At 58.1% G+C, this 26,147-nt stretch carries 21 protein-coding genes; 7 read left to right on the top strand and 14 right to left on the bottom strand.

The genetic code is table 11. The features are described 5' to 3' along the window. Window positions 1-38 precede the first annotated feature (38 nt). Complete coding sequence (locus ACWNMW_RS07540; RefSeq protein WP_449490516.1) at window positions 39-617, top strand: hypothetical protein; 579 nt, start codon at window positions 39-41, stop codon at window positions 615-617. Between the two features lie 4 nt (window positions 618-621). Further along, window positions 622-1,467 (top strand): class I SAM-dependent methyltransferase, encoded by an 846-nt coding sequence (locus tag ACWNMW_RS07535; protein WP_449490515.1) that lies wholly within the window; start codon window positions 622-624, stop codon window positions 1,465-1,467. A gap of 56 nt (window positions 1,468-1,523) precedes the next feature. Here the strand turns inward: ACWNMW_RS07535 and ACWNMW_RS07530 are convergent, their stop codons facing one another. From ACWNMW_RS07530 to ACWNMW_RS07520, 3 genes are all read right to left on the bottom strand, one after another. Beyond that, window positions 1,524-2,483, bottom strand: coding sequence for a DUF5692 family protein (locus ACWNMW_RS07530; RefSeq protein WP_449490514.1), 960 nt, complete (start codon window positions 2,481-2,483; stop codon window positions 1,524-1,526). A gap of 30 nt (window positions 2,484-2,513) precedes the next feature. Continuing rightward, window positions 2,514-3,536 carry a DUF5692 family protein gene (locus ACWNMW_RS07525; RefSeq protein WP_449490513.1) on the bottom strand — a complete coding sequence of 341 codons (1,023 nt, stop codon included), beginning with the start codon at window positions 3,534-3,536 and terminating at the stop codon, window positions 2,514-2,516. A gap of 136 nt (window positions 3,537-3,672) precedes the next feature. Then, complete coding sequence (locus ACWNMW_RS07520) at window positions 3,673-4,542, bottom strand: DUF2262 domain-containing protein (RefSeq protein WP_449490512.1); 870 nt, start codon at window positions 4,540-4,542, stop codon at window positions 3,673-3,675. Between the two features lie 193 nt (window positions 4,543-4,735). On the opposite strand from ACWNMW_RS07520, the gene ACWNMW_RS07515 reads away from it, so the two are divergent. Next, the gene (locus ACWNMW_RS07515) at window positions 4,736-5,701 is read left to right on the top strand and encodes an Abi family protein (protein ID WP_449490511.1); all 966 of its coding nucleotides are present in this window, start codon (window positions 4,736-4,738) and stop codon (window positions 5,699-5,701) included. Window positions 5,702-5,984: 283 nt separating this feature from the next. Here ACWNMW_RS07515 and ACWNMW_RS07510 read toward each other — a convergent pair whose 3' ends face one another. The 9 genes from ACWNMW_RS07510 to ACWNMW_RS07470 all read right to left on the bottom strand — a co-directional run bounded on the left by ACWNMW_RS07510 (window position 5,985) and on the right by ACWNMW_RS07470 (window position 17,872). Then, window positions 5,985-6,215, bottom strand: a complete 231-nt coding sequence (locus ACWNMW_RS07510; protein WP_449490510.1) for a hypothetical protein — start codon at window positions 6,213-6,215, stop codon at window positions 5,985-5,987. A gap of 84 nt (window positions 6,216-6,299) precedes the next feature. Further along, entirely contained in the window at window positions 6,300-7,871 is a 1,572-nt protein-coding gene (gene guaA / locus ACWNMW_RS07505; RefSeq protein ID WP_449490509.1) for a glutamine-hydrolyzing GMP synthase, read from the bottom strand. A 73-nt stretch (window positions 7,872-7,944) separates the two neighbouring features. Beyond that, entirely contained in the window at window positions 7,945-9,402 is a 1,458-nt protein-coding gene (locus ACWNMW_RS07500; RefSeq protein WP_449490508.1) for a cell division protein PerM, read from the bottom strand. Then, on the bottom strand, window positions 9,399-10,322 hold the full coding sequence (gene sucD, locus ACWNMW_RS07495; protein ID WP_072456406.1) for a succinate--CoA ligase subunit alpha: 924 nt from the start codon (window positions 10,320-10,322) through the stop codon (window positions 9,399-9,401). Before sucD ends, ACWNMW_RS07500 begins: the two co-directional genes overlap by 4 nt. Window positions 10,323-10,340: 18 nt before the next feature. Further along, complete coding sequence (gene sucC, locus ACWNMW_RS07490) at window positions 10,341-11,513, bottom strand: ADP-forming succinate--CoA ligase subunit beta (RefSeq protein WP_449490507.1); 1,173 nt, start codon at window positions 11,511-11,513, stop codon at window positions 10,341-10,343. 82 nt (window positions 11,514-11,595) lie between these two features. Next, window positions 11,596-14,292, bottom strand: coding sequence for an ATP-dependent helicase (locus tag ACWNMW_RS07485; RefSeq protein ID WP_449490506.1), 2,697 nt, complete (start codon window positions 14,290-14,292; stop codon window positions 11,596-11,598). Window positions 14,293-14,294: 2 nt separating this feature from the next. Beyond that, the gene (locus ACWNMW_RS07480) at window positions 14,295-15,785 is read right to left on the bottom strand and encodes a DUF1846 domain-containing protein (RefSeq protein WP_449490505.1); all 1,491 of its coding nucleotides are present in this window, start codon (window positions 15,783-15,785) and stop codon (window positions 14,295-14,297) included. A 107-nt stretch (window positions 15,786-15,892) separates the two neighbouring features. Beyond that, window positions 15,893-16,549: a LuxR C-terminal-related transcriptional regulator gene (locus ACWNMW_RS07475; RefSeq protein ID WP_072456414.1), complete on the bottom strand. Its 657-nt coding sequence runs from the start codon at window positions 16,547-16,549 to the stop codon at window positions 15,893-15,895. Window positions 16,550-16,576: 27 nt separating this feature from the next. Beyond that, window positions 16,577-17,872 (bottom strand): ATP-binding protein, encoded by a 1,296-nt coding sequence (locus ACWNMW_RS07470; protein WP_449490504.1) that lies wholly within the window; start codon window positions 17,870-17,872, stop codon window positions 16,577-16,579. A gap of 128 nt (window positions 17,873-18,000) precedes the next feature. On the opposite strand from ACWNMW_RS07470, the gene ACWNMW_RS07465 reads away from it, so the two are divergent. Together ACWNMW_RS07465 and ACWNMW_RS07460 are read left to right on the top strand one after the other, a co-directional pair. Then, window positions 18,001-19,509: a PspC domain-containing protein gene (locus ACWNMW_RS07465; protein WP_449490503.1), complete on the top strand. Its 1,509-nt coding sequence runs from the start codon at window positions 18,001-18,003 to the stop codon at window positions 19,507-19,509. 11 nt (window positions 19,510-19,520) lie between these two features. Next, complete coding sequence (locus tag ACWNMW_RS07460; RefSeq protein ID WP_449490502.1) at window positions 19,521-20,165, top strand: hypothetical protein; 645 nt, start codon at window positions 19,521-19,523, stop codon at window positions 20,163-20,165. A gap of 113 nt (window positions 20,166-20,278) precedes the next feature. On the opposite strand, the gene metG is transcribed toward ACWNMW_RS07460, so the two are convergent. Then, the gene (gene metG, locus ACWNMW_RS07455) at window positions 20,279-22,120 is read right to left on the bottom strand and encodes a methionine--tRNA ligase (RefSeq protein WP_449490501.1); all 1,842 of its coding nucleotides are present in this window, start codon (window positions 22,118-22,120) and stop codon (window positions 20,279-20,281) included. 86 nt (window positions 22,121-22,206) lie between these two features. Between metG and ACWNMW_RS07450 the strand changes: the two genes are divergently transcribed. Beyond that, complete coding sequence (locus ACWNMW_RS07450; protein WP_449490500.1) at window positions 22,207-22,779, top strand: isochorismatase family protein; 573 nt, start codon at window positions 22,207-22,209, stop codon at window positions 22,777-22,779. Window positions 22,780-22,797: 18 nt separating this feature from the next. Here the strand turns inward: ACWNMW_RS07450 and rsmI are convergent, their stop codons facing one another. Continuing rightward, on the bottom strand, window positions 22,798-23,652 hold the full coding sequence (rsmI, locus tag ACWNMW_RS07445; protein ID WP_449490499.1) for a 16S rRNA (cytidine(1402)-2'-O)-methyltransferase: 855 nt from the start codon (window positions 23,650-23,652) through the stop codon (window positions 22,798-22,800). A gap of 65 nt (window positions 23,653-23,717) precedes the next feature. Between rsmI and ACWNMW_RS07440 the strand changes: the two genes are divergently transcribed. Next, the gene (locus ACWNMW_RS07440) at window positions 23,718-25,568 is read left to right on the top strand and encodes a phospholipid carrier-dependent glycosyltransferase (RefSeq protein WP_449490498.1); all 1,851 of its coding nucleotides are present in this window, start codon (window positions 23,718-23,720) and stop codon (window positions 25,566-25,568) included. The last annotated feature ends 579 nt before the right edge of the window (window positions 25,569-26,147 follow it).

Genomic DNA, 26,147 nt, shown 5'->3' with positions numbered 1-26,147 from the left:
GCCAGTAGAGCAAGTTTTCACCAGAAAGAAGGCTCGCCGTGTACAAAGTCGTGCGCACCGCCTTACCGCTCCTTTTCATCGCTGCGGTCTACAGTGGCGGGCCCTTTTATGACGTCTTCGGCTGGGGAACAGACTGGCCCACGTGGGGTGTTCTCCTACTAATCATAGGGATCGCAAATATCCTCTGCGCATGCTTCGATCGAGCAGAAAGCAGCCCGCGCAGACTGGCTTTTTGGGATCTGATCCTGAAACTCTGCATGATCCCCTTCTACACACTGATATTCCTCTACGCCACGGGGATCGCTACGATCTTGTTCGTCATCCCCGGGCTTTTTCTTGCAGCACCTTTCGTCGTGGTTCCTTTGCTGGCAATGTCCTACCTTCTGATGCTCGCGACATCCTCCTACGGTTTCGCGGCCTCGATTCGCGCGGCAAAACGCGGACTACTCCCCAGCTCCTTCGCAGCAATCCACATTGCGCTGCACTTCTTCGCCGTCGCGGACTTCTTTTCCGCTGCTGTCCTCTACCTGCAGCTGCGCAGGGCGCACAAAGCACGCATAGCCAGCGCCGATGCCTCGGCAAGCACCCCGCACCAACATCCCACCGGCGTACAATGACCAAATGACTGAAACAAGCAGACGAGCGCAGTGGTTTTCCGATAACGAACGCAACTGGGACGACCGCGCGGAGCTGCACATGGCTGGCAACTACTGCGACTACCAGCGTCTTCTCGAGGACCCGACGGCAATTAGTGACGAACTGGCCCAAGATATCGAAAAATTCGGCGACCTCACAGGCAAAGAGGTCATCCACCTGCAGTGCCACGTCGGAACGGACACGATCGGGTTTGCGCGCCGCGGGGCCTCGCGCGTCATTGGCCTCGATCTGTCCGAGGCCTCGCTTGCCCACGCGCGCAGCATCGCCGAGCGCGCGGGCGCTGAGGTCGAGTTCGTTCACGCGAACGTGTACGGCGCGCGCGAAGCAGTGTCCGGCACCTTCGATCTGGTGTATACCTCGATTGGTGTCCTGTGCTGGCTACCCGATATCGCCCAATGGGCGCGAGTCGTTGCTTCCCTGCTTAGACCCGGCGGCGCCTTCTTCATCCGCGACGACCACCCGATGTTCATGACAATCGGTGAGGACATTTCCGACGGGCTCAAGATTGAACAGCCCTACTTCGAGCAGGACGCTCCGATGACATGGGATGACGATTCAAGCTACGTGGATTCCCCCGGCGCACCGCGGATTACTCACACAACGAACCACCAGTGGAATCATTCCCTCGGCCAGATCGTCACTGCTCTCATCAACGCGGGGCTGGTGATCGACGAGCTCGAGGAAACCCCACGCGCGGCATGGTGTCCGTGGCCCGAACTCATGGAACAGGACTCGACCGGAGGCTGGCATCTTCGCGAGCGCCCTGAGCGTCTGCCCCTTCAGTTTGCGATCACCGCACACAAGAACTGAGAGCGCGCAGAGCTGTATCCCGGAGGAGTTTCCCTACCGGGTGCACGCCCAACACCTCACCGATTCTCTTCGACAACCTCGCGGTAGCTAGCAGTATCGGTATAAACCTCGTCCTTCAGCGGGTTCAAGTGCTGAGCGCGAATCCGAGCAAACTGGTACACAGCAAGCGCGACATTCGACGCCAAAGCCACCGCACTCACAACAAAGAATGCCGTCGGATTGTGAGTCGTCGGTATCTCCCCAAAGGTATAGAACTGCGGGCAAGCCATGGCGAACATCGCATACAACCCCAAGGTCTGCGCGCGATGCTGGAGCCACGCACCTCGTTTCGTAAAGAAAGTCGGGACGGTACAGGCGATCAACAGAGCGAGTCCCGTGTACGTCGAGTGGTCGGACATGCAGTTGTAGGTGTACGCAAAATTCCACAGATCGTAGGCGATGATCCACATCCACAACATGTCAGGCCAGATCATGTCACGGGACTTGTCCTTTGAAATGAAGATGCCGAACCACCCGCAAATCGTCACTATGTTCAAGACCCCGGCAACGGCGTTCATGATGTTCCACGGCCCGGATATCATCCACTGGTGGTCAACGACCGCACCATCCCACAGACCATAGGTGTACATCTGCACGTCACGCACCACGGCCTCGGCAATGTTGATCGCAAGGATCAAGGGCGGAAAGCACAGAGCCCAACGCTTCTCGTAAAGGTTATGCACTCCCCCATCCGCAGTGCGCCACGTGACGTATCGCAACGCCATGAAACCGACACACCCCGCGAGCGCAGAATAAGTTTTCGCCCAGTTAAACCAGTTTCCGGTCCCATAGCTGTTACCGGGAGCGGCGGTATAGGGCCAGACGAAAACCGTCAGTACGATGGGTGCGACGATGAAGAGGGCGACGCCGCCCCACGCGCTCGTGCGTCCCAACTCATTGAAGGCCATGAGGGCGAAAACAACGAAAAGCCAGATTGCCCAAACTTTCAGGTCAGTTGCTTGGTACAAGATACCCATGGAATCCTCCTTGAATCCCGAGGCCGACGCTCACTTGGGCGCGACCATTGTGCACACGCGGCCCTTTTCATCCCACGCGGCCTCGTAACCGAATTCTTCAAGGTTGGACAAAGCCGCTTCGCGCGCGTCTTCAGGAACGTCAATGTTCTCGAGGTAGACGCTGCGGAAGCGCGGGCTGTCGATGTAAAGCTCGCCCTTGAAGGGGTTACGTTTCTTCACGATGATCGTGTAGGCCTGATAGGCGAAGACACCAATGTTGAATAGGAGCGCAATGACTGAAATCGTCATATGTGCTTCAGGACGGTTCGTTGAATGCACGATGAAGCTCGGGTGCAAGAAGAACCAGGGAGCAGTCATCGTGACGATCATGTTGACCGCAAGAGTACGGACGCGGTGTTGAGCGTAGGCGCCACGTTTGATGAAGAACGCGGGGATCGTGCACGCCGCAAGAAGAACGAGGCCGCAGTACATTGAGCGGTCGGAAACACTGTTGTAGGTGTAAGCGAAGTTCCACAGGTCATAGCCGATGATCCAGAACCACAGTTGGTCGGGCCAGATGAAGTCTTTCTTCTTACCGCGGCTCACGATGATTCCGAAGAAACCACAGATACAGACTGCGTTGAGAATGCCGGCAATGCCGTTGATGACGTTCCACGGGCCGCCAACAACCATGTAACCGTCAACGACTCCGTTGACACCGGTCAATTGGAAGTCGCGTACGCAGGCTTCAAGGATGTTGATGGCGAAGACGGCGGGCGGGATACAAACAATGTACTTCTTTTGGAAGGCCGGGAAATAGACAATGAGCCATCCCAGGATCGCTCCTGCGAGGCAAGAGTAGGTCTTAACCCATTGGAACCAAGTGCCCGCACCGGTTCCGGCGACGGCAGTGTGAGTCCAGACAAAGATCGTCAGGATGATGGGCAGGGCGATAAACATCGCGCCGCCAATCCATTTGTTGAGGCGCGATAACTCATTCATGCCGATGAGAAATACGAGGTAGAGCAGGACGCTCACCCACGCTGTTGCTGAAAGCGGCTCGTAAAAGAACACGACGAATCCTCTCTGCATGTTTTCGTGAACACATCGAGGGAAGGTGCACGATATGCGATGACGCCTTCGTCGACATGTTTCGTGCTTTGAGGGAAATTTTAGCAAGGAAAACAGACTTAAGTGTGAGCTTTGACACTCACCCACCCATATGTGCCGACACGGCGCCTTTCTTTAGGGTTCCTCGCACCATGATGCAGTGTCCGAAGAACATCTGATCATCGTCGAAATAGGCGGTGAATGAGCCACCTGCGCTCACTGAGATGCTGCTGAGCTCGATTCGCTGAGCAAAACTCTCTTCTGTAATTTCTGAAGCCTCGTCGCCCCCAGATTCCTGCCAATCGCGAGCGCTTGCGGTCAATGAACGCGCCGCGCAAGCACGCATGTCGCGGTCCCATTGCTCTTGGCTTGCGAGCAGGCTCTTCATCGCTTTTCTGGCTTTCGTCCAGCTCGCCTTCTGAGCCGGGTTAACCTCCAGTGAAATGTCGATTGAAGCGCCACACCACTGTGTTTTCCCCTCAAAGATCCCCAGGGTTTTATCCAGGGTTAGCTCTCCTAGGGCCTCGTCATTCAAGATGATTGGCCTGCAGTATTCAGCCAGAATCTCTTCCAACTCGGGACACGGAGGGTTCTCTTCACAAACCTCGACAACTCGAAACTGATTCTGCGAGGAAGCAGTAACAATCTCAGGTACTTCTTCGGGGATCTTCTTGCGTACCTTCACGCGATAAATCGTCCGCTCTTTAAAGCGAGAAAATATATCTCCCGCATCATGGTCCTCATCAGTGGCGGGATAGACTAAGCGCCCTTCATTCGGAGACAAAGTACCGGTCTCGCACTCCATATACGCGAGAAAATCAACATAGACTTCCCAAAATCCGTTCCTCTTGTTGGCTCCCTGTCCCTCAGCAAGGACAACAAGAATCTCGCGTTCGTCATCCTCGAAAGTGCACTCCCATTCCGCTTGTGTCATGCGGTCTTTCGCACGCATGTACTCAAGTAAATTCATGAGGGTTCCTTCCCCAAAAAAACACTTCCACCTGAAAGAGAATTCAAGCGAGAACTCAGCGGACTGAGCCTACAACTTCAGCCCACACACAATCCACAGGCACCGTAATTTCACCGTTCAAACCACTACAGTCTGACTAGAATGGAGTCCCTAACTGAAAACCTACTGAGAATGCCATCGAAGGAGATGGATGATGACGGGGACAGAAAATCACAAGAGGCAAAAACTCGTTCCGATACACGACCAGATATTCCGTCTTGAATCAGAAGGTATTCGTTTCGACCTTCACGGGAAAAGAGATGCTGAGCATTACCTCAGCACTAAGTGCAATTTCTTTAAAATTCTTTCATACCGCGCTATTTTCACGGGATCTGTCACAGAGGATTCGCAGTTCAACAAACCAGACTTCGCTCAACTTAGATTACTGGCCTCCATCGATCAACGTTTACGTCACGCTTTGCTCGGGATGACACTGGATCTTGAGCACATTTCCAAGGTCCTAACACTCCAGAAAATGGAGAAATATGAGGGAAACGAATATGCAATCGTTACTTCTTTTCTTGAGACGCTAGATCCCCACTTCTCCCCACGCATCAACCAAGAAATCCAGCGCAGCCTGAAGAGTCCGTATAACAGCTGGATTAACGATCAATATCACGACGTTCTCCCAGTCTGGGCATTCCTAGAACTCGTCTCTTTTGGAACACTCAGAAGCTTTGTGCATTTCTGCGCAAGTCGATGGGATGATAAACAGCTCAGAAATCTCCACTACGATCTTAAGCGTGTAAATTCACTGCGAAATGCCGCCGCTCACGGCTCATGCATTGTTAACAGCATTGTGAGAAAGCAAAATGAATTCCAGCGGCGGCCATCTTCAACTATCAACCGGTTACTCGCAGAAACAGGGATTTCAAAAACCCGACGCCGGCATTGGATGAAGAACCCCGTATTACAAGAGATCGTGACCGTGATTCTTCTCCATCATTTGCTCATTAGTGAAGGAAACTCTCGCTCCCGCGCAAGCACCGAACTTAAAGCTGTATTTGATGACGTGAGTGCCAACTCCGACTTAATCAACACGAAAGACGCTGCACCTTCGTTTCTTGCCGCGTTGAGTTTTCTCAGAGAATTGACAGAGAGAGTCGGCCTGTTAAACTAGCAGACAGATAGCAAACCTTATGGTTTAGGGAGCGGGTCCGTGTTGACGGATTCGCTCCTATTTTTATCCCTAGCTCAAAGGCCCGGGAGCGCTCACCAGAGCGCTCCCGGGCCAACACGTTTAAACCAACGCGGAAAGTATTACTCCCACTCAACCATTCCCTTTATCCTAATCCATCTAAAATCTTTCCGATATCTCCATCAATGCAAATGCTTTTACCCTCAATTTTAACTACTCCGCAACTTCAAATTTTTCATTCTGTAGAAGGTTCCAAAACTGGGATTTATATATCTAATTCCTGTATTCTAATAGAGTTGCCATAAATATCTGTAATTTCACTTTTTTCTTCATCTGTAAGATCATCAATAAATATGCACCATTCATTGGGATGCCCACCAACAAATTGCATTTTAGGCATTTCTATTTGCCCCGGTTCTGTAGCCCTTAGACACAATCTATTGTCGCCCCAAAATCGTGTAAGTGCTAATCGTTGCTTCCTGTATATAACATCCACACTTTTTATCTCCTACAAATTCACAATTTAGCATTATCTATTTTCTTCATATATAAACTAAGCAATTAGAGACAAATATCTATGTCACTCCCACTCAATGGTTGCCGGCGGCTTGGATGTCACGTCCAGCACCACGCGGTTGACCTCGGCAACAGAGTTCGTGATGCGCGTAGAGATTCGAGCCAGCACATCGTACGGCAGGCGCGTCCAATCGGCCGTCATCGCGTCCTCAGAGGAGACGGGGCGCAGCACGATCGGGTGACCGTAGGTGCGGCCATCGCCCTGAACGCCCACGGAACGGACATCAGCCAGCAGCACAACCGGGCACTGCCAGATCTCCTGATCCAGGCCGGCAGCCGTGAGTTCCTCGCGGGCAATCAGGTCCGCAGCGCGCAAGATATCCAGGCGCTCACGCGTCACCTCGCCGATGATACGAATACCCAGGCCGGGACCCGGGAAGGGCTGGCGGTTCACCAGGTAGTCGGGCAAGCCCAGTTCGCGCCCAACCGCGCGAACCTCGTCCTTGAACAGGGTGCGCAGGGGCTCAACCAGCTCGAAGGTCATGTCCTCGGGCAGGCCGCCCACGTTGTGGTGGCTCTTGATGTTCGCAGCGCCCTCGCCGCCGCCGGACTCGACGACGTCGGGGTACAAGGTGCCCTGGACCAGGAACTTCACTTCGCCACCGGCAGCGCCGACCTCTTCGATGACCTGCTTCTGGGCGGCCTCGAAAGAGCGAATGAATTCGCGACCAATGATCTTGCGCTTGGTTTCAGGGTCGGTGACTCCGGCCAGAGCGGACAAGAATCGCTCGGACTCGTCGCAGGTGATGACGCGGATGCCCATGCCGCGCGCGTAGTCGTTTTCGACCTGCTCGCGCTCGCCCGCACGCAGCAGACCGTGATCGATGAAAAAGCAGGTGAGCTGATCGCCGACAGCCTTGTGAACCAGCGCCGCGGCCACGGAGGAATCCACGCCACCGGAGAGTGCACAAATCACCTGCGCGTCACCGATCTGCTCGCGGATCTTCGCGACCTGCTCGTCAACAATCGAGCCCGGCGTCCACGTGGGTTCAATTCCCGCGCCCTTGTAGAGGAAGTTCTTCAGAGCATCCTGGCCGAACTGCGAGTGGCCGACCTCGGGGTGCCACTGCAGGCCGTAGAGGTGACGCTCAGCGCATTCGAAAGCTGCGACCGGGGTCTCTGCAGTCGATGCGGTGACGGTGAAGCCTTCGGGCGCGCCCTGAACGGCGTCACCGTGGCTCATCCACACGACCTGGCCTTCGGGAGTCCCGTCAAACAGGCAGGACTGCTCAGAAACAGAGGCATCGGTGTGTCCGTACTCGCGGGTTCCCGTGCGCCCCACGGTTCCGCCCAACGCGTGAGCCATGGTCTGGAAGCCGTAGCAGATTCCCAGAACCGGCACACCCGCGGCGAAAATAGCGGGATCAATGGAAGGAGCACCCTCTTCATACACGGATGAGGGGCCACCGGAAAGAATGATTGCTGCGGGTTCTTTCGCAAGCATTTCGGCGACCGGCATGGTGTGCGGGACGATTTCCGAATAGACGCTGGCTTCGCGCACGCGACGAGCAATGAGCTGGGCGTACTGCGCGCCAAAATCGACAACAAGGACGGGATGAAGATCAGCTGAAGTCACCCCACCATGCTACCTGCTTCCTAGCCTCTTCGACGAGGCCAAGTAGCGAGCGCTCTCCCACACCCGGGTTGGTTTAGTTGCCGGGTGCGTCCTCTTCTTCCGAGGCCTGAGCCGCCTCAGCGTCATCCCCGAGGTTCTCCGCGACCTGAGTTTCGTCGGCGACGTTCTCAGCGGCTTCATCCTCACGTGTATCCACACCGTCGGCAACTTCGAGCGAATCGCCAGCAGTTTCCTCATTGGCCGCGTCTTCACTAGGAACCTCAGGCACAAGCTCCACGGTCGCTACTTCCCCTGCTGCGGCCTCGTGATGGCGATGCTCATGAACCCGAGCTTTCCCAGCGCTCACAAGCTCACGCGCCCACGCCACGCTCACGGGGTGCGAAAGCGCCACGGTCAGCAGGATCCCCAGCGCCACCTCGGCAAAAAGACACAGCGCGGAAAGCGACATACGCGGCCCAAGGAAAGCCAAGCGGCCATTTCCCAAAACCAAGGCCGAACCCAAGGAAATCACCAAGTAAACGGCTGCGATCACCACAGCCGCGATACCGCCTTGGTACAGGTCATCGAGAAGCGATTCACTGCCCTTGCGTAGGCGCAGATACACACCAAGCGCTACGCCGAACACGATCAGTGCAAGAATCACCCAGGTCCCGGGAGCACTCACAGGAGTCGCTCCAAAAAGCGGGATCGCGGGGATCGGCATGGTCGGCGCGGACGCCGGCGAATGCAGAGCATCGCTCCCCATGAAGAAACCAGGCCCGGCAAGCCAGGACAGCGCCCACACAATCGCGTTGGGAATGAAGAGCACCTGCGCGAGCGTGATCATTGTCGAATCAACCGTGGAGGTTGGCAGCAAAAGCTCGTGAATTCCACGAATCCGCGACCAGGACTGGGTCACCGAAATCAACAGGAAAAGTCCGCCATAAGCGGCCAAAACCCACGAGGCGCGCCACCCTGTGCCCACACCCGAACTCAACCACCGCGGCATTTCGAGCCGCAATTCCAGGCTGTGAGGAGAGAGGGCAACTTCCCATGCGGCCGCAATGAACGGGATTGCGATGGCCAGCGGGAATGCACCCAAGACGCGCACGTGCGTGCCAATACCGCCGGCCAAAAGCAGTGCGGTCACGGTGAAACCAGGAATCGCCATCCACTGCGCTGCCGCGGGAAAACGCCGTCCCTGCAGCAGAAGCAACTTGGTCAGACCAATCAGGACCAGCACAAACAGCAAAGGCACTGCGCGATAGGAAACCTCGCCGGAAACCACCTGCGCACCAAGAGCCGCGCCCCACAAATCCGAGGCGAAATGGAAAGCATCTTCCCACGTCGTCGATACCAGCCACTGGTTCGACGCCACCGCAGCATAGGCGATCAAGGTGGGGACAACGACCAGTGCCCACCCGAGCAGTGCGGCCTCGATTCCCGAGAGCACTGCGCGCGCCCACCCCTGCGGGAGGGCAACGCGGATCGTTGGGCGAGCCGAGACCGTTGTGACCGTGGTCCGCTCTGCTGCGGTAGTGTCTTCGCTCATCGAGCAGCCAGCGCCTCACGCGCAAGAAGCGCAGTCTGCGAGGGAGTGCGACCGACCTTCACGCCAACCGCTTCCAGTGCCTTCGCCTTTGCCGAGGCCGTGCCAGAGCTTCCCGATACGATCGCGCCCGCGTGACCCATGGTCTTGCCTTCGGGTGCGGTGAAGCCCGCAATGTAGGCGACAACGGGCTTCGTCATGTGCTCGCTGATCCAGGCTGCGGCGCGTTCTTCGGCGTCGCCGCCGATCTCACCGATCATGACGACGAGGTCCGTGTCGGGGTCGTTTTCGAAAGCTTCCAAGGCATCGATGTGAGTGGTTCCCACAACCGGGTCGCCGCCAATGCCGATGCAGGTGGTAAATCCCAGGTCACGCAGCTCGTACATGAGCTGGTAGGTGAGGGTGCCCGACTTAGACACTAAGCCCAGGCGGCCAGGACCAGTGATATCGGCAGGAGTAATGCCGACATTGCACTGTCCGGGGCTGATAATTCCGGGGCAATTCGGGCCAATCAGGCGCACGCCGCGCTCAAGCGCGTAATCAACGAAAGCGGTTGAATCCTGAACGGGAATGCCTTCGGTGATGACGACCAGGGTTTCAATCCCCGCGTCTATTGCTTCAATTGCCGCATCCTTGGCGTATGCCGGGGGCACGAAGATGACCGAGACATTCGCGCCGGTTTCTTCGCGAGCGTGTGCAACCGAACCGAAAACGGGGACCTCAACCTCACCGGCAGCGCGGTCCTCAGCGCCAGGCCCGTAGGGATCAACGTTGAAAGTAACGGTGGTTCCAGCTTTGCGTGGGTTCACGCCGCCAACGATCTTCGTGCCGGCAGCAAGCATGCGAGCGGTGTGCTTCTGCCCCTCGGAACCGGTCATTCCCTGAACGATGACGCGCGAAGTGGAGTCAATAAAAATTGTCATGATGAGTCCCGTCCCGTCTCAGGCGTTCGCGGCCAGCTCGGCGGCGCGGCGAGCAGCGCCGTCCATTGTTTCTTCCATGTGCACCAGGGGGTGTGCGGCCTCGCGCAAGATTGCGCGGCCTTCTTCAACCTTGTTGCCATCCAAGCGCACGACCAGCGGCTTAGAGGCTGCATCTCCCAGGGTTTCCAGTGCGCCGACGATGCCGCGAGCGACCTGGTCGCATGCGGTGATTCCGCCGAAAACGTTGACGAACACGGAGCGAACCTGCTCGTCTCCCAAGATCACATCGAGCCCCTTGGCCATAACCTCTGCCGAGGCGCCGCCACCGATATCGAGGAAGTTCGCGGGCTTCACTCCCCACTCTTCACCCGCCAGGGCCACAACGTCCAAGGTCGACATGACCAAGCCGGCGCCGTTACCGATGACGCCCACTTGGCCCTCCAAGCGTACGTAGTTCAGTCCGGCTTCCTTCGCCATGGCCTCGCGCGGATCCTGCGCGGACTTATCGGCGAAGGCCGCGTGTTCGGGATGACGGAAAGCGGCGTTGTTATCCAACGACACCTTGCCATCCAGCGCCAAAACATCGCCCTGCTCGGTCAGGACCAGGGGGTTCACCTCAACCAGGGTGGCGTCTTCGCCTCGGTAGGTATCCCAGAGCTGAATGAGCACCGGGGAAATCTTGTCAATCATGGAGCGCGAGAAACCAGCCTGCCCCAGGATCTGTGCTGCAACGTCCTCGTCAATTCCAACCTTCGGGTCCAGTCCCACGCGGGCTAGGGCCTCGGGGTGTTCGCGGGCCAGGGTTTCAATGTCCATACCGCCCTGAGCAGAGCACATTGCCAGCTCACGGCGTCCCGAGCGGTCCAAGAGGATTGAGAAGTAATACTCTTCGGCGATATCGGCGCCCGCAGCGATGAGAACCTTGTGGACTGTGTGTCCCTTGATGTCCATTCCAAGGATTTCCTGGGCCTTCTCGCGCGCTTCTTCAGCGGTGCGAGCGAGCTTCACTCCGCCGGCCTTCCCGCGTCCGCCGATCTTGACCTGCGCCTTGACGACAAGGAGGTCATTTTCACCAAGCAGCTTCTGTGCAGCTTCGAAAGCCTCGTCTGGCGTGCTTGCAACGATTCCCGCGAGCACGGGGACGCCGTGAGCAGCGAACAACTCCCGTGCTTGGTATTCGTAGAGATCCATTGTGTCCCTTCACTTTGTGCCCGAGGGGCGTTTGTACGCGCGGCAACTCGTTCGCGCGCTACTGTCTTAAGCCTACAGTGCCTTAGATCTTTTCCATGGGGGCCATCCGCAACAACAGGCGTTTTTTAGCTGACGCGAAGGCAACTTCCGCGATGGTTCGCTCACCGGCTCCTTCCAAGCCGATAATCACGCCTTCCCCGAGGGTCGCGTGACGGACGCGATCCCCAACCCGAGTTTCCTCAGGCTTGAGGGTCTGCTTGGGTGTGCTTGCACCGGTCGGACGCGAAACTGTCGTACGCGGGGCTGGTGTGCCGCGCGAGCCGCCGAGGCCTCGGCCCGCAAGCGGACCGCCGTCGCTACCCGCGCCGGAACTACCGCCGAAAACGTAACCACCGTCATCGTCTCGCCGTCGCGAGTACCCGTAGTCGCTTCCGTACCCGGAGCCTCCCGAATATCCGCCGTAACTCGAGCCGTAGCCCGATCCCGCGCCATAGCCGCCGCGCAGGCGTTCCATGGAAGTACTCGAGCGACGCACGTCAAGCAATTCAGCGGGAATATCATCCAAAAATCGCGAGGGCGGCATTTCTTGGGGCGCTCCCCACGCGCTTCGAACAGCGGCGCGCGTCAAGTACAGCTGCTTGCGAGCACGCGTGATGGCGACGTAGGCAAGGCGCCGTTCTTCCGCGAGTTCCTCAGGCTCACCCAGCGAGCGCTGGTGCGGGAAGGTTCCATCTTCCATGCCGGTGACAAAGACGACCGGAAATTCCAGGCCCTTCGCGGTGTGAACCGTCATGAGGGTCACCTGACCGCTTCCGCTTTCTTCTTCGGGAAGCTGGTCGGAGTCCGCGACCAAGGCAACGCGCTCGAGGAATCCCGCGAGTCCGACCTCGCCGCTGGTTGTTGCGAAGTCAAGTGCGACCGCATGCAATTCGGCAAGGTTTTCCACTCGCGAGGCATCCTGCGGATCTTGGGAGCGTCGCAGAGTCGCCAAGTATCCCGTGCGGTCAAGAACTTCTTCGAGGATCTCCGCAGCATTCGCACCTGCTTGTTCCGCGCGGCGCATGGCCTCGATCAATCCCCAAAAATCTGCGATTGCCGAGGCCGCGCGCGGGCTGAGTCCAGCCACGCCGCCTCGTGCTTCCTCAGTTTCTTCCGTGGGAAGCTCCGCGAGAGTCAGGCCAGTGCCCTCTGCTTCCCCGAGGCCTCGGCCCTGAGAAATCCAGCAATCCCTAGCGGCCGCGCCCATAGAAATCCCATAGCGATCACTGTGGGCAATGAGGTCAGCTTCAGCTTTCGGGCCGATTCCGCGGCGGGGAGTGTTCAGGACGCGACGCAATGCGACAGTGTCGTCGGGGTTCGAGATCACTTGAAGGTAAGCCAAGGCGTCTTTGATTTCCGCACGCTCGTAGAAGCGAGTGCCTCCGACAACTCGGTAGGGAATGCCCTGGCGGACCAGAAGTTCTTCGATTGCTCGCGATTGCGAGTTTGTCCGGTAGAAGACGGCGATATCAGCCCAGCGGGTCCCGGCTGCCGACAGCTTTTCCATCTCTGAAACGATGAAACGTGCCTCGTCGCGATCTGAGTCTGCGGCGTCGACCGTGATCAGCGCGCCATCCCCCGATGCCGTCCACAAATTCTTTGCGCGGCGACCCTCATTTCGGGCAATCACAGCATTTGCTGCGGACAAAATATTTTGGGTTGAGCGGTAGTTTTGCTCGAGCAAAATGGTTCGCGCACCGAGGAAGTCCCGTTCAAATTCTTCAATATTGCGAATCGTCGCACCGCGGAATGCGTAGATCGATTGATCCGAATCACCGACAACCGTGAGTTGACCGGGCTCTACTCCATCGTCCCCAGTGCCTACCAATTCGCGGACCAACACGTACTGCGCATGGTTCGTGTCTTGATACTCATCGACCAGGATGTGACGGAAGCGCCGGTGGTAGTGCTCGGCGATCGCCGGATTGTCTTTGAGCAGTCGAACCGTGCGAGCAATGAGGTCGTCGAAGTCCAGGGCGTTGGCCTGCGCAAGGCGCTTTTCGTATTCCTCATAGGCCGAGGCGACGACCCGCGAAATCGGGTCATTCGGCGCGACATCTCGGTATTCCTGCCAGGTGACGAGCTCGTTTTTCAGGTCAGAAATACGCGCGGCCACAAGCTTCGGAGTGAATCGTTTAATATCCACGTCCGCCGCTTTCAACACCATCTGAATGAGGCGCTGAGAATCCTGCGAATCATAAATACTGAAAGTCGATCGCAAACCTGCTGCGCGGTATTCCGCACGCAGCAATCGCACACAAGCCGAGTGGAAAGTCGACACCCACATTCTGCGCGCCGCTCCCCCGCCCACCAGAGCCTCGACGCGCTCACGCATTTCAGCGGCCGCCTTATTGGTGAAGGTAATCGCCAAAATTTCACCCGCGCGAGCCTGGCCGGTCGCCAAAAGGTACGCGATTCGATGCGTGAGGACGCGAGTCTTCCCCGAGCCCGCACCGGCCATGATCAGCAGCGGTACTCCGCGGTGCTCGACCGCCGCACGCTGTTGATCGTTGAGTCCCGCAAGCAAGCTTTCGGGGTCTTTCTGCTGCGACGAGGCCGCTGCCCACGGTGCGCCGGTGCTCAGGGGATCGCTATCGCTCCCGAGGCCTCGGCTATCGGCGACTGAACCCCAGTTTCCCGCCGCCTGCGAGGTTGGGTCGTACAGGGGCAGGTCTTCCTGGGAATCGCTGCCGAAATCGAGGAAAGAACCGAGATTGGGAAGTGAGTGTTCCTGATCCATTTTCAGTGCTTGTGGTAGACGCCCTTGGTCGCGTGAACAGGTTCAGCAGTGACATTCATGCCGAGTTGGCGCAAAATCCCCTCATCAACGCTGCCCAGCAGAACCGAAGAGTGAACATCGCAGCCAGCCAGCTGCGACAATTGCTTGAGAGCCAGAGCGGCGCGTTCATTGGAGCGCGCGGAACCGGCAAGAGCGATCAGGACCTCGTCAGTGTGGAGACGAGGATTGCGGCTGCCCAGGTGCTCGGTCTTGAGCTTTTGGATGGGCTCAATCTGTTCGGGGGCAAGGAGCTTCTCATCATCGTCAATGCCTGCAAGGAGCTTCATCGCGTTCAAGAGCATTGCGGAGCAAGGACCCAGCAGGTCCGAAGTCTTTCCGGTGACAATGCGCCCGTCGGCCAGTTCCATTGCGGCCGCTGGGTAGCCGGTCTCTTGCGCGCGCTTCAGGGCGGGCGCAACAACGGGGCGATCCTCGCTGGTCAGGTTCATTGCCGTCATCAGGCGCGCGGCACGCTCAGACTGAACGGGAGGAAGATCTTCTCGCGCTTCCAGGGCCAAAGCCTTGTACCAGCGGCGAATGATCTCCTGCTTGGAGGCTTCACGGCAGGCCTCGTCATCGCTAATGCAAAAACCGGCCATATTGACGCCCATGTCGGTGGGCGACTGGTAGGGGGAAGTCCCCATGATCTTCTCGAGGAGTCGACGAAGGACCGGGAAGGCCTCGATATCGCGGTTGTAGTTGACCGTGGTTTCGCCGTGAGCCTTCAAGTGGAAGTGGTCGATCATATTGACGTCGTCCAGGTCCACGGTTGCCGCCTCGTATGCAACGTTCACCGGGTGATCCAGGGGGAGGTTCCAGATCGGGAAGGTTTCAAACTTCGCGTATCCCGAGGTCAGTCCGCGCTTGTGATCGTGGTAGAGCTGAGAGAGGCAGGTTGCGAGCTTGCCGGAGCCTGGTCCGGGAGCGGTAACAATCACCAGCGGGCGAGTCGTATGAACGTATTCGTTACGTCCCAGCCCCTGATCGGAGACAATGAGGTCGATATTGTTCGGGTAGCCTTCGATGGGATAGTGGCGTGCGACGTTGATTCCACGGGCTTCAAGCTTGCGTTTGAAGGCGTGTGCCTGCTCATTGGAGTCGCTCCAACGGGTGATCACAACGTTGCCAACGTAGAGCCCGTATTCGCGGAACATATCGATGTGGCGGAAGACGTCGTCTTCGTAGGTGATTCCCAGGTCTTCACGCATCTTGCGGCGCTGGAAGTCCAGTGCGTTAACGGTGACGACAATTTCGGCCTCTTCAGCAAGCTCAGCCAGCATGACGATCTTGTTGTCGGGGGTGAAGCCAGGGAGCACGCGGGAAGCGTGCATATCGTCGACGAGTTTCCCGCCGAACTCTAGGTAAAGGGTTCCTCCGAACTGCTGACGGCGCTGCGCAATATGCTCGGATTGAAGGGCCAGATACTGATCGCGATTGAAACCAATCTTGTGCATGAACGCCACTCCCTGGGCATCGAGTTCTGGGGACTTCTCATGGTATCGCCGTTGACACTCAACTCCCACTGGAGCACGCCAGAGCCGAGGTGAATTGCACCGCAACCCTAGATAATGTGTCTCTGCATGGCCCAGTGCGTGAGTTCGTTTCGATTAGAAAGCTGGAGCTTGCGAAGCACCGCAGACACGTGTGTCTCAACGGTTTTAATCGAAATAAAGAGCTCGGATGCGACCTCTTTGTAGGGGTAACCGCGAGCGATCAAACGCATCACTTCTTGCTCGCGCGCGGACAAAAGGTCCAGTTCATCGTCGTGGGCAGCAATCGGGGCATTCCCGCCACCGAAAGCATCAAGCACGAAACCCGCTAGGCGCGGCGAGAAAGCCGCATCCCCCGCTGCAACGCGGCCAATGGCCTCGACCAGTTCGGGGGTCGAAATTGACTTGGTGACGTAGCCGCGAGCACCCGCGCGGATGACCGAGACGACGTCCTCGGGGGAATCCGAAACGGAGAGTGCAAGGAATCTCAACCCCTCAACATCCGCGCACGAGGCCGCAACTTCAGCGCCGCCACCGCCCATTCCTCCTGGGAGATGAACGTCGAGGAGCGCGACATCGGGGTGGAGCGCATGGCAGGCGGCAATTGCGCCTTCGACGTCACTGGCCTCGCCAACGATTTCAAGGTCGGCGCCGCTGGATTCCAATTCACTACGCACTCCTGCGCGCACGAGTGCGTGATCATCAATGACCAGAATCCGGATCGTCATGACGGTGTTCTCCTTCGTGAAGTGCGCTTATTCCAGTGTAGCTGCGGGCATGGAGAGGTGAACTTCTGTTCCACTGGGAAGATGGCGGATCGAGGCTTTCCCACCTGCGCGTTCCATGCGGCCAATGATCGAGTTACGAACCCCGTGCCGATCTTCGGGAATTTGCGAGAGATCAAAGCCGTCGCCACAGTCTTTGACGTAGATATCGGACCCGCCCGGCCCGACTTCCAGGTAGACACTCAGGGGCGGCTTCGCGTGGCGAATCGCGTTTGATACTGCTTCCGATGCGGCAGCGACCATCGCGAGTTCGCCGGGACCTGGACGCGTATCAGAAACGGTCACGACGCCCACTTCCACACCAAAGGTGGTCTCCAGGGCTGAGACGGCTTCCCGCAGGGCCTCGGCAAGAGAGTCCGCGGCTTCTTCGCGTCCGGTGTACAGCCACGAGCGCAACTCGCGCTCTTGCCCAAGCGCCAGAGCGCGCACTGACGTTGGATTATCAGCGTTATTGCGGATCAATGTGAGGGTCTGAAGGACGGAATCGTGCAGGTGCGCGGCCATATCCGCACGCTCGGCCTCGCGCTTTTCACGTTCCTTGCTGCGCGCACTGTCTTGGGAGGTGCGCACCCACAAGGGGATAATGGCCACTCCCAAGGCAAGGATCAGGGAGGCACCCAAGATCGCACCTCGGGCAAGATCCCAGGGCGATTGCCCGCGGAAGAAGGCCAGGGCCAAGCCCGCGGCGACCAAGAGCATCCCCGCGAAAGTGATGAGGATAAACAGAGGACTCTTCCAGCTGTGTGCGCGCGTGCTTTGGGTCCACACCGCGGAGATTCCGCCGATGACCAAAATCGCGGAGGCGATGTCGCGCAGGCCCGCAATCCCCGCAAAGAGCAGGTAGGCGATCGCGAGTGCGAGGCCAAGCGATCCGAGGCCCACCAAGAGCATGCGCAGATTGCGCTGTTGGCTTTCACGTCTGGCGATTTCTTCTGCCGAGGCCAGGGGCGAGTGCAGGCGGCCAGTCCCGCTTTGTTCGCCACCTGAGTCCTCGGGAACAGTGAGCCAGAGCCAGAGGTAGACGATGAGAGAGAGCCCGTAGGCGGGGAGTGCGATGAGGAAGGCGAAACGTACGACGCGCACTGAGATACCGAGCATCGAGGAGATTCCCGCGCACACGCCCCCAATCCAAGGAAGAGGCATATCCGTCGAGTGCGCGCTGGAGCGTCGCAGGGCGCGCTGAGGCGGCACGATTTGAGGCGGGGTCCACTCGTACCCCGTCTGCCTGCCTTGAGGCGCATCGGTATTGTCCTGCAGGTGACTCACCCGTTTATCTTCACACGTTTTCTGCGATTCGGGGGAAGAGAAAGCGACAAATCGGGGATAGATCAGGGCATCCCCCTATATCTTCTTCGTGCATCTTTGGGCAGAGTTGAAGCATGGATAAAGGATTCATGAACACATTGCGATACTCCGGTTTCTTCCGTGGTGAGCCTCGCGTCATCGGCGGCGTGTGTCAAGGTCTGGCACAACGCTACGGATGGGACGTGAACTCGGTGCGGATCCTCATCGTTGTCCTCGCCTTCCTCTTCCCTGTCGTGTGCATTTTCTATGCATTCGCATGGGTCTTCTTGCCTGAGGCTCGCGATGGTCGAATCCATGTCGATGAAATGCTCAAGGGGCGTTTCGATATGGCGATCGTCGGCGCTGCCTTCATGGCGATCTTCGGCGGCGGTGCTTTGGGTATCACGACGGTCTTCTTCAGGGTGCCTTTCTTCCTCATGCTCCCCGCGGCCATCGTCATCATCGCCATCTTGCTATCGAAATCAAATTGGACTGTCCAAGGAAACACCATGCCTCAATCAACTCCCGACTGGCGAACTCAAGGGGGCCCTGAACAATTCCCGGGATCCCAGCCTTCGCCAGAGGCAGCCTCCACCACGTCCTCCCCTTTTAGCGCCTCGACTGCAGGCACCTATCCCCCTCCTGCCTCAGATGCTCCTGGCCCCCAGATGCAGGGGGATCAATGGAGGCAACAATGGAACGCCTCGTACGCGACCTCGGGACACACAGTTCCGCAAAGTGCCGGAACGCGTTTTACTCCCTTCCCCACCCAAGCCCCACTCCTTCCTCGCCGTCTTTCACGCGCAGCGGTCTTGAGCATCTACGGGCTGGTCATGTTGGTGCTCGCTGGAACCTTCTGGCTCATGTACCGCAATGGTCTAAAGACAACAAGTGCGGCTGACAGTTGGGTGCAGATCGGATTAATTGGCGGTGGCATCTGCCTTCTCATCGTCGGTTTTGCTCACCTGGTTGCAGCGATTCGCGACCGCTCCTCCGCAGCACTCAGCGCTCTATCAACCATCGGTATCTTCTTAGCTATCCCCGCAGGTCTGGGTGGAATTGGCTACGCGGCCGTCACCACTACAGACGGCTGGCACTGGGGAAATGTTTCAACCTCCAGTTACGATGCAACGTGGAAGTCTGACGAGATCGCTGGCCAAAACGGTTCTCAGGTCGTCGTTCTTGACTTGGATCTCACCCATGCGCCTGATGGGCTCACGAAGGATATCCACGTCCGCGGAAATCTCATCCCCTCTGCGAATATCCAAGCGCGTCAAGACCAGCCGGTACGGGTGGTCGCACAGAATCGTCCCCTGAGCGTCACTCTGGACATGAATGGAGATGCGGATTGGCAAGGATTCAATGATTCCACGCCAACAATCCTCAAGTCCCCGACCTGGAAAGAAGGCGAAGGAATCACGGTTTACCTCGATGCCCCACAGATCCTCAACGTGAACGTCGAGGAAAGCGGGAGCTCCGTCAATCGTGATCCCTGGCCATCGGGAACGCCTTCACCTTCACCAGCGACGCCTTCACCAAGCGCATCAACTGGGCAAGGGGCAAGCCCAACGCCTTCCGCTTCCCCTAGTGCTTCTGAGTCCGCCGCAGGCGCGCACTGAAAGGATCCGACATGAGTGTCAACGACTTTGATCAGACCGTTCCCCTGCCCACGAACGGGGAAGAAACGACCCCGCTTCCCGTGGGAAATGATGCTCCCGAGGTCCCCCAGCCCGCCAGTGCCTCGGATGAGACCGCAACGCTTCCCTCCGGCCTCGTCTCGGAAACACGGGAACTTCCAGTGACCGAGGACGCGGCCCCCTCTTCCGCTGAACAATCCGAGGCCGACGCTGAAGTATCTGACGCCCCTGCTGTTCCTCCCAGTGAGAGCGCGCCTCACGCATCTTCAGGCGCGTCTTCGACGTACACCAGCCATCAGGCTGGGGCGAGCGCTGCGAGCGGGGCTGCGGCATGGGCAACAAGCACGGACCAAACACAGACACCACACTCAACGCCTCACTCAGGTGTTATTCCTCCCACCCGAGTTTGGTCTGCGGAGGAACTCAAGGAAGCGCCCTATCGCGGAGTACGCATCGGGCAGCTGGTGTGGGCATGCATCGTCATTTTCACAGGCGTTGTCCTCATCGCACTGGCCTTTGCGCGAATGATGGACTTCGCTCTGATTGCGATCTCCACCCTGGCTGTCTTGGGCGTTCTACTCATGACAATTGCGGGAATTAGTTCGTTTACATCGCGAAAGAAGGGGTCAAGCAAGTAAGGACGAATGCCTGAAAAGGACTTCTCGACACAAAGAGTTGGCGCCAAACAGCGGAATACACCGTCTGCTTGGCGCCAACTCTTAGCCAGATCAGTGGCTCAACGAAGCCTCAGTCACGCTCCGGTCACGTCATCGGGGCGAGACTCCGCGTAGCGCGCGAGTTCTTCTTCTACGATGGCCTCGTCAAGCTTTTGGAAGACCGGGGTCGGCTTCTCGATCGGGGTGCCAACGACAATGTCGTGACGCTCCCACGTGGGAACATTCGTGTAGTCGCCGGTAATGACCGGGTAGCCTGTACGACCAGCGAAATCGGCGGGAAGAACCTCGGGGTCCAACTCCTCAACTTCCTTGATGTAAGGCATGGGAGCGATCTCACCCGCGCCACCCATGACGCGGTCGACATCATTTGCCGCGTGGGGAAGGAAGGGCGAAAGCATGAGGTTGAGGTCAGCCACTGCCTGCGCCAGCGTCCACAGCACGGTCGCCAAACGCTCGCGCTCTTCGGGTGCCTTGAGTTTGAAGGGCTCGGTATCGGCAACGTACTTATTGGCCTCGCCAACCAGACGCATCGCAGCGGCAAGAGCAGCCTTCTGGCGGTGGTGACGGATCAGGTCCCCGACCTCGTCAAAGCCTGCGGCAATAGCATCCAGCAGCGCGCGGTCGATCTCTTGGAGTTCGCCCGGCGCGGGGATCTCGCCGAACTTCTTGTGGATCATCGACGCAGTGCGGTTCACCAGGTTGCCCCAACCGGCGACAAGCTCACCGTTCGTGCGGCGCACGAATTCTGCCCAGGTGAAGTCAGCATCAGAGGACTCAGGACCCGCAGCAGAAATAAAGTAACGCAGCGCGTCAGCCTGGTAGCGGCTGAGCATGTCACGCACGTAGATGACGATGCCGTGAGAAGAAGAGAACTTCTTGCCTTCCATGGTGAGGAATTCAGAAGAGACGACCTCAGTGGGAAGGTTGAGAACGCCCAGATCGCCGGGCTGGCCGCCCTTTGCTCCCTGACCGTTGTAACCCAGCATTTCGGCCGGCCAGATCTGCGAGTGGAAGACGATGTTGTCCTTGCCCATGAAGTAGTAGGTCAGGGCTTCGGGATCGTTCCACCACTTGCGCCATGCTTCGGGATCCCCCGTGCGGCGTGCCCACTCGATCGAGGCGCTCAGGTAGCCGATGACCGCGTCAAACCAGACGTAGAGGCGCTTTCCGGGCTGATCTTCCCAGCCGGGAACCGGGATACCCCAGTCGATGTCGCGTGTCATTGCACGCGGGCGAATGTCCTCAAGGAAGTTCTTCGAGAACTTGATGACGTTGGGGCGCCATGTGCCGGAACGATCACGGTCATCCAGCCATGCTGAAAGCGCATCGGCCAGTGCGGGAAGATCCAGGAAGTAGTGGACGGACTCCACGAATTCGGGGGTCTCGCCATTGATTCGCGAGTGAGGGTTGATCAAATCGGTGGGATCGAGCTGGTTACCGCAGTTATCACACTGATCGCCGCGAGCGCCTTCCGCACCGCAAATCGGGCAGGTACCTTCAATGTAACGGTCGGGAAGAGTGCGTCCGGTCGAAGGCGAGATTGCCGCGCGGGTGACCTGCTCGATCATGTAACCGTTATCGCGAACAGTTCGGAACATGTCCTGGACGACGCGGTAGTGGTTTCCCGCAGTAGTACGCGTAAAGAGGTCATAGGACAGGCCCAGCTGGACCAAGTCTTCGACGATGAGTCGATTGTTCTGGTCGGCCAGCTCACGCGCGCTGATACCCGCGCCATCGGCGGCAACCAGAATGGGGGTTCCGTGCTCGTCAGTTCCGGACACCATCAGTACGTCGTGCCCGGCCATTCGCATGTAGCGAGAGAAGACATCGGAGGGGACTCCGAAACCGGCGACGTGACCAATATGGCGGGGACCGTTGGCATAAGGCCAAGCAACGGCAGACAAAATTCGACTCATGGTCCCCTAGTTTAATGCCTATTGGCGCTCGAGTCGTCTCTGCCCTATTCTCAAGGTATCTGCCGCTTATTTTTCGGGAGGATCCAATGCCCCGCGCGCTTGTCATTGTCGATGTTCAGCCTACTTTTTGCGAGGGAGGAGCTCTTCCCGTTGAGGGCGGAAACGCCTGTGCTCAGCGCGTTGCGGACTTTGTTGCCGCTCACGCCTCGGATTACGACTGCATCGTAACCTCGCAGGATTGGCACATCGATCCGGGTTCGCATTTCTCTGACAATCCCGATTTCGTTGACACGTGGCCCCCTCACGGCGTCGCAGGTACCGCCGAGGCCGAGCTCCACCCCGCTCTTGCCGACCTCCATGCCGATGTGACGATCCACAAGGGCATGTACGAGGCCGCCTACTCCGCTTTCGATGGCGAGGACGTGGCAACGAAGCGTCCCTTGCTTGAACTTCTTCGAGACAACGGCATCGATTCTTTGGACGTCGTGGGCCTTGCTCAATCCCACTGCGTGTGTGAAACCGCGTTGGACGGGGTGAAGGATGGCTTTAAGGTGCGAGTCTTCACCGACTTGACCGAACCCGTCAGCCCCGAGTTGGGCGAGCTTGCCGCCGCACGTATGGCCGAGGCCGGAGTTGAGCTGGTCCCCTCTCAGGCCTGATTCGCCTACCGCACTCCCCTAGTTCGTGCGGGCGAGAGCTGCCCGGTACAGCTCGTTCTTGCGTAATCCTGTCGCTTCTGCGACTTCCGCTGCAGCGTCCTTAAGCCGCATGCCTTCTGCCGCCAAGGCCAGCACGGCCTCGACGTGGTCATCGGCATTGCCCTGTGCTCGCCCGGGAGCAATAACCAAGGTGATTTCCCCGAGGACCTCTCCTTCGGTGGCTTCAACCAGTTCCGCGAGGCTTCCGCGAATCACCTCTTCATAGGTCTTTGTGAGTTCCCGGCATAGCGCTCCCTCGCGGTCTGCGCCGAAAACCTCAGCCATAAGGGTCAGGGTTTCATGAACCCGCTTGGGGGATTCAAAAAAGATCAGGGTGTGTGGGTCGGCGGCAAGCGCCTTCAGGTAGCGCGTCGCTTCCCCCGTCTTGCGCGGGAGGAAACCCTCAAAAGCAAAGCGGTCGGAAGGAAGCCCTGAAACCGCGAGCGCAGTGACCGGCGCGGAGGGACCAGGGAGGGCACTGACGTGAACTCCAGCGGCAGTGGCCTCGTGAACGAGGCGGAACCCGGGGTCTGAGACGGTGGGCATTCCCGCATCGGAGACCATGACGACGCGTGCGCCGGCCCGCGCTTGTTCGACGACTGCCGAGGCCTTGGCGGATTCGTTGTGGTCGTGGAGGCTGATGAGTTTCGCGCTGAGGTGGATTCCCATTCTCGAGGCCAGGGCAAGAAGGCGGCGTGTATCTTCTGCGGCGATGATGTCGGCTTGCTCGAGGGCTGGGGCCAGACGCGAAGAGGCATCGCGTACGTCACCGATTGGGGTTGCTGCTAGAAGAATCGAGGCGGGGGCCTGAATAAAATCCTGGTCTTCACTCACGGACCAATCGTCCCACCTTTGGGTGTACTACTCCAGTTGAGGGTGGGCATCGGTAGACTGAACTGGTGAACGACGAAACTCTTTCCAATTCAGATATCCCTGAAGCCGAGGCGACAGCTGGCGACGCGCACACAGAAGAGCTCGCACATAGTGACGACAGCGCTTCAGCTCCTCCCGTGGCTGCGTCTCAGGAAAAGCCTGAGTCCGAGGCTGATGCGCGAGCTGCGGATGCCGGTACGACGGTTGATGGAGACGACGAGGAGTCGGCCTCGGACAGCGGGGAAGAATCTGCAGAGATTGAGTCTTCCCAAGAAGTGAGCGAGGCCGAGGCGCACAGGTGGAAACCCGTCGCTATCCCCCGTTGGGCGCAGCTACCCATGTCTGCGCGTGCGGGTTGGATCGCTACGTGGGTGACGACGATTCTTGCCGCTTTTATTCGTCTTCCGGGACTTGGAACTATCCGAACGCTCATTTTTGACGAGACCTACTACGTCAAGGACGCCTACTCTCAAATCGCTTTGGGATATGAAGGAAGTTGGGCGAAAGATACCGACCCCGCATTTATTTCAGGCGATTTTTCGGGACTTTCTGCCGAGGGAGGCTACGTCGTTCACCCTTCGGTAGGAAAGTGGCTGATCGGACTGGGAATGCGGGCATTTGGTCCGACGAATCCTGTCGGTTGGCGCATCAGCGCCGCGATCGCGGGAATCATTTTGGTCTTCTTGACTGCTCGTATTGCACAGCACCTGTTCCGTTCCCCTGCTATTACTGCACTTGCCGGATTCTTCATGGCTACCGATGGCATCGCGATTGTTTTGTCGCGAACGGGCCTATTGGACGTCTTTTTAGCAATGTTCGCCGCAGCGGCTTTCTTGGCGGTGCTGAAAGATCAAGAGATTACTCATCCGCGATTGGTCTCAAGGCTCTCCGAATGGACGCCCGATCCCGATGATCCCAAGAGAATTGGACCTCACGCAGGTTCACGTTGGTGGCTCCTCGCTGCTGGTATTTTGAGTGGATTGGCGATGTCGGTCAAGTGGTCGGGCCTCTATGTCCTGGCTGTTCTCGGTTTATTTGTTGCCGTCCGCGACTGGATGACTCGCAGGCGAATGGGTCATCCGCGGGCTTTTTCTGCAACGCTCATCAACGACACTTCAGTCGCTTTCTTGGCGATGGTTCCTCCGGCGATCATTACCTATATCGCCTCGTGGTTCGGTTGGTTTGCTCATTGGAATGCGTATGGTCACCGCAATCACGGCATTGCCGGAGCCTTCCAAGACTTGTGGGATTACCACGTGGGAATGTTCAAGTTCCACACTGGGCTGACGACACCTCACACCTATCAAGCGCATCCTGCGCAGTGGTTTGTTCAGGCGCGTCCGACGTCTTTTGCCTGGGACAAGGTCGCGTCTGGCGCCTGCGATAAGTCAGACTGCGTCCACGCGGTTCTAGCTTTGGGTAATCCGCTCCTGTGGTGGGTCGGGGCCGTGGCCTTCTTTATCCTGCTCTTTGTCACGCTGCGGGATCGCAACTGGCGCACTGGATTCGTCGTCTGCGGTTACCTGGCGCTCTACTTCCCGTGGTATCTCAATGCGAACCGAACGATCTTCAACTTCTACACGATCGCCTTCGTTCCCTTTGTGTGTTTGAGCGTCGCCTGGCTGCTCGGTTATATGTTGGACCAGACACGCACCTGGGTTGATCCAGACCGCATGTATGATTCTCAGCCCCTTGAACCCGGCGATTACCGCTGGATGGGCGCCGATGCCGGTGTCCGTCAGCGCTGGGCGCTAGGAGCTCTGGTAATTACCGCGCTCATTACCGCTTCCGCGGTATTCTTCATGCCGCTCTGGCGAGGAGATCTGATCTCCTATAACTTCTGGCACTTCCACATGTGGTTCCCGACGTGGATCTAAAGTGATCTGCCGTTGTTGGTAGATGCCGTTGTGCCCGCGAACTTCCGTTCGCGGGCACTTCTAATCCCACCGCTGAAAGCGCACGACGGTACTCGTTTGGCCAGCACACGTCATCTGCTCGCCCCGTTGGCAACAACCTAGCTCAGCGACTCAGTGCCGCTTAAAGTGCCTACGTCCTTGTAGATACGAAACCTATGTCCGCGCTCATGGGTACAGCGCTTCTCAAAGTGCACGGCAAAGAGTCAATCTTGAGGTTCTCAAGTGTGAGTAATGTTGCCTCGAGCGGCGCTGAACTTGCCTCTTTCTCGCGGCAACGTTGCCTACTCGTCCCCGTCTAAGCGGCTGCATTCAACTCATCACGGAACTGCGACATAGCGCTTAAGGATTTGGAAACTTCACTCATACCTCGACTTTAACGCTGGAGCAGGAAGGCTGCTGAGAGAGCAAGTCGTGCTAGTGGTAGCTGGGGTGGTGTGTGTTGTGGGTGTAAGAAATGCGGTGGGGTCTTGGAACATTGTGTTCCAAGACCCCACCGCTAGAGGTTTGGCCCCGGGACCGTGTGGGTTCCGGGGCCAAACT

The organism is Actinomyces sp. Marseille-QA0893 (genome assembly GCF_976954355.1).
The sequence above is the reverse complement of the archived record's forward strand: the minus strand, read 5'-3'. Positions and strand labels throughout refer to the sequence as shown.